Below are 3,871 nucleotides of genomic sequence, written 5' to 3'. Positions count from 1 at the left end.
AATAAATCAAGAAGCTTATTTGAATTTACACCAAATTTTTCTATCACTTGTTTTTCATCTACGTATATATTTTTGATAGGATCGATCTAATTCCACAATTTACAATACTGAGAGAAGCGGTAGAAGCTTTTAACTTCAGCTATGAAGAGATTGAAGGCTATGAAGCAGATGACATAATTGCAACACTAGCTGCAAAATATGCCAACCACGAAGACTTTAAAGTAGTAGTAGTCTCATCAGATAAAGACTTATTTCAACTTTTGAATTACAACATTCTAATATTTGATCCTATCAAAAATATATACGTAGATGAAAAACAAGTGATAGAAAAATTTGGTGTAAATTCAAATAAGCTTCTTGATTTATTTTCTCTAACTGGAGATGCATCTGATAACATTCCAGGTGTTCCAGGAATAGGCCCAAAAACTGCAGCTAAATTGCTGGATAAATTTGATTCGTTGGATAACATTATAGAAAACATCAATAACATTGAGCAAACAAGAGTTCGTAATATTCTTACTGAGCATAAGGAAAAAGCACTAATTTCAAGAGAACTTTTGTCACTATGCAAAAAAGTAGATCTTCAACATGATATTGTAAAATATGAAGTCCATCCTCCAAATATGGAAAAATTGTTATCCTTTTTGAAGAAATATGAATTTAATTCATTGATAGGAAAAGTAGAAAAGCTCTTTTCTTATAGTGGATCTAGCACAAAAGAGAAAATAGAATATAGTAGTGAAGAATTAGAAAAATTTTTGGAGCATTGCAGATATGAAGGTAAAATTGCAATTCATTGCCACTTTGAAAACAATAGATTGAACAAAATCTCCTTATATTGTAGTGAGGATAATATTTTCTACATAGATCAAAGCTGCCTACAAGATGCACTTACTATAATAAATTCAACTTTATTTTCAAATGGGGTGCTTAAAATAGTACATGATATTAGAAAGATCAGAGAAATATTTCCTACAATAGAGAGAGTGCTAGACTCAATTGATGACCTGATGATCATTTCATACAGCCTTGACACAGGTAAGCATGATCACAGCATTCCAAACATAATTGCACACAATTTAAGTAAAAATGTAGAAACTTTCTCGGCAAAAATTTTAATAGCGATCCATGAGAAACTGACACAAAGATTATTTCAGGAAAAACTTTTTACGATTTACGAGCGCTTTGATAGACCTCTCATGAAAGTAATATTTGATATGGAGCAAAATGGAATACTGCTCAATATTCAAAAACTACAGGAATTGTCTGATAAGTTTGAGCAGCTAATTGCTGTACTTGAAAACGATATACATAATTTAGCAGGAGAAAAATTCAACATTGCATCGCCAAAACAATTAAGTGATGTTTTGTTTAATAAAATGGAGCTAAGTAAAAAGAAAAAGTCAAAATCTGGGTCGTATAGCACTAATTATGAAGTTCTAGAGGCTCTTGAAGAAGAAGGGGTAGAAATTGCAAGTAAAATTTTAAATTGGCGACATTTAAGTAAATTAAAGGGTACCTACACTGATGCGCTAATAAAGCAAGTTGATCCTATTGATGGTAGAATACACACAAGTTTCTCAACAACTGTGACTGCAACTGGAAGGCTGAGCTCGAGCAACCCTAACTTGCAGAATATTCCTATCAGGAGCGAAGAAGGAAATTTCATCAGACAAGCATTTATTGCACCAAAAGGTTGCAAGATAATTTCTGCCGACTATTCACAAATAGAATTAAAACTCCTGGCACACGTTGCAAATGTTACCGCATTTAAAGAAGCTTTTGCAAACAGGCAAGATATTCATGATATCACTGCAAGACAAGTTTTTGGAGTGCAAGAAATAGATGAGCAATTAAGACGCAAAGCAAAAACCATTAATTTTGGCATTATATATGGCATTAGTCCATTTGGCCTTGCAAAGCGACTTGGCATTACCTTTCAAGAGGCTGCTGAATACATTAATTACTATTTTTCTTGTTACCCAGAAATAAAGGTCTATATGGAAAAAGCAGTATCTATCGCGAGAAATCATGGTTATGTAGAGACTTTGTTTGGTAGAAGATGTTTTGTAAGAGACATCAACAATAAAATTCCTTATCTAAGACAATTTGCAGAAAGGGCAGCAATAAATGCACCACTGCAGGGAACTGCCGCTGATATAATAAAACGCGCGATGATTCGGCTTTTTGATCAGTTAAAGTCAGGTAAAATAATCCTCCAGGTTCATGATGAATTACTTGTAGAAGTGGAAGAGAGCAGAGTGCAAGAAACAGCAAAACTTATGAAAGATATAATGGAAAATGCAGTAGAAATTTCTATACCACTTGAAGTAGAAATAAAAATTAGCGACAACTGGGGCTTTTCTTAATTATACCGTAGACCCTAAGAACCTGTCTTGAAAGGACTTAAGTAGTATCTGTTCAGATGCATGGCTAATGTGTAAATATTGAAGCAAAAGTAATGTCATCCCAGTGCTTGACACTGGTGCTCACAAGCAACCTAATCATAGATATTAAAAGCAACGCTTTCAATGAGACTACAAAAGGCTGGATTCCAGTGTCTGGGCACTGCCTTATTGTTGTAAATTCACTTTTACCTTATTTTGCCACACCCCTGAACGGATGCCTTGAGTGGTTAATTTCGCAAGTATAATAGTAGTCATATTAAAGAGTTCTTGAAGTAAGGAGAGCACGTTAAGCAAACAACGTTTACCTAAAATTCTGTGACATTAGCAGCTTTCTTGCACCGTTTTCAGTAAACAGTGATTTTTCTATATATTAGAAAAATTTTTATTTTAATTAGCGTTAAACAATAGGCGCCTATTGGTTTTTAGCTAAAGTAAGGGTCAAATATCTGGAATTCTGGACATAAAATCCCCCTGTGTAAAAAAAAGATTAGAAAAAAGTGCAGCGCACATACAACAGAGATTAAGCATATTTACATGCACTAAAGAAGATACGCTACGCTTTTTGATTAAAAATTTGACTGAAAAGTCTGCAGACAAAGATAGATTTTGAGCTCTTAAAATATCTCTAACTGTAATTATAATCAGATTTAAAATATATGGAAGCAATTTTTTACATTCCCTTATCATTTGTTACTTTTCTATTTCTTGCTTTATTCTTTTCTTTTTTCCCTTTCAAGACAGGTTCTAAGAAATTTGAATTAATGCGAAAAATATGCTATAATTATAGCATAGGTTAGTACAAATAGATCGTTATGACAGTTCCAAAAGCAAAAAATAAGCCTTTAGAGTCATCTACTCAGGTGACCGGGCAAAATGAGATGCTCTTCAAGAAGGAACATAAGGAAATTTACGATTACTTTGTAAAAGTATTAGAAGTTAAAGCCAAATTAAAGGAGAGCAAAGGAATAACTGATTATTTTATATTAGCTTATAAGAAGATACTACTAACTAATGTCAATCCGGAAAAAATAAGACCACTCAGTGAAGAGAATTTTTGTCAGTTTTTACTTTCTATATTTAAAGAAGTTAGAGAGAAAAAATTGGCTGGAGAGGAAGATAGTAAAGTAAAGCAAGTAGTAGAGGAATGCTTAGATGATGTACGTGGTACAGAAGCTAAAGATTTACTAATAAAACTTGTTGGGTTCCCATTGGGAATAAAAATAGACCCGAAAAATATTTCTGGCTCCTTTATGGATGGAGTGAAAGAAAAAATACCATTTTTAGGTGGAGATAAAAAAGAAGAGGATGAACCACTACTTAGTGATCAAGAGATGGTAACAAAGTGCTTACGTAAGGTTTTTCTTCCTATTCTTTTTTCCATTGCTTCAATATTAATTTTTGGTCCTACTACACTTGCGATAGTTGCTGCTGTTATTGGTACAATATTTGCTGTAAAGGGAGGA

General features: G+C 33.1%; 2 protein-coding genes. Both read left to right on the top strand.

Annotated elements, in window-relative coordinates:
• The first annotated feature begins 47 nt into the window (after window positions 1–47).
• Complete coding sequence (gene polA, locus ACJ5GX_RS07035; protein WP_495292846.1) at window positions 48–2,369, top strand: DNA polymerase I; 2,322 nt, start codon at window positions 48–50, stop codon at window positions 2,367–2,369.
• Between the two features lie 851 nt (window positions 2,370–3,220).
• Window positions 3,221–3,871 (top strand): hypothetical protein (locus ACJ5GX_RS07030; protein ID WP_495292845.1); only part of this gene is annotated, 651 nt, incomplete at its 3' end.

The sequence above is a fragment of the Wolbachia endosymbiont of Tuta absoluta genome (assembly GCF_059414725.1).
Note: the sequence above shows the minus strand (reverse complement) of the source record. Positions and strands in the feature narration are given on the sequence as shown.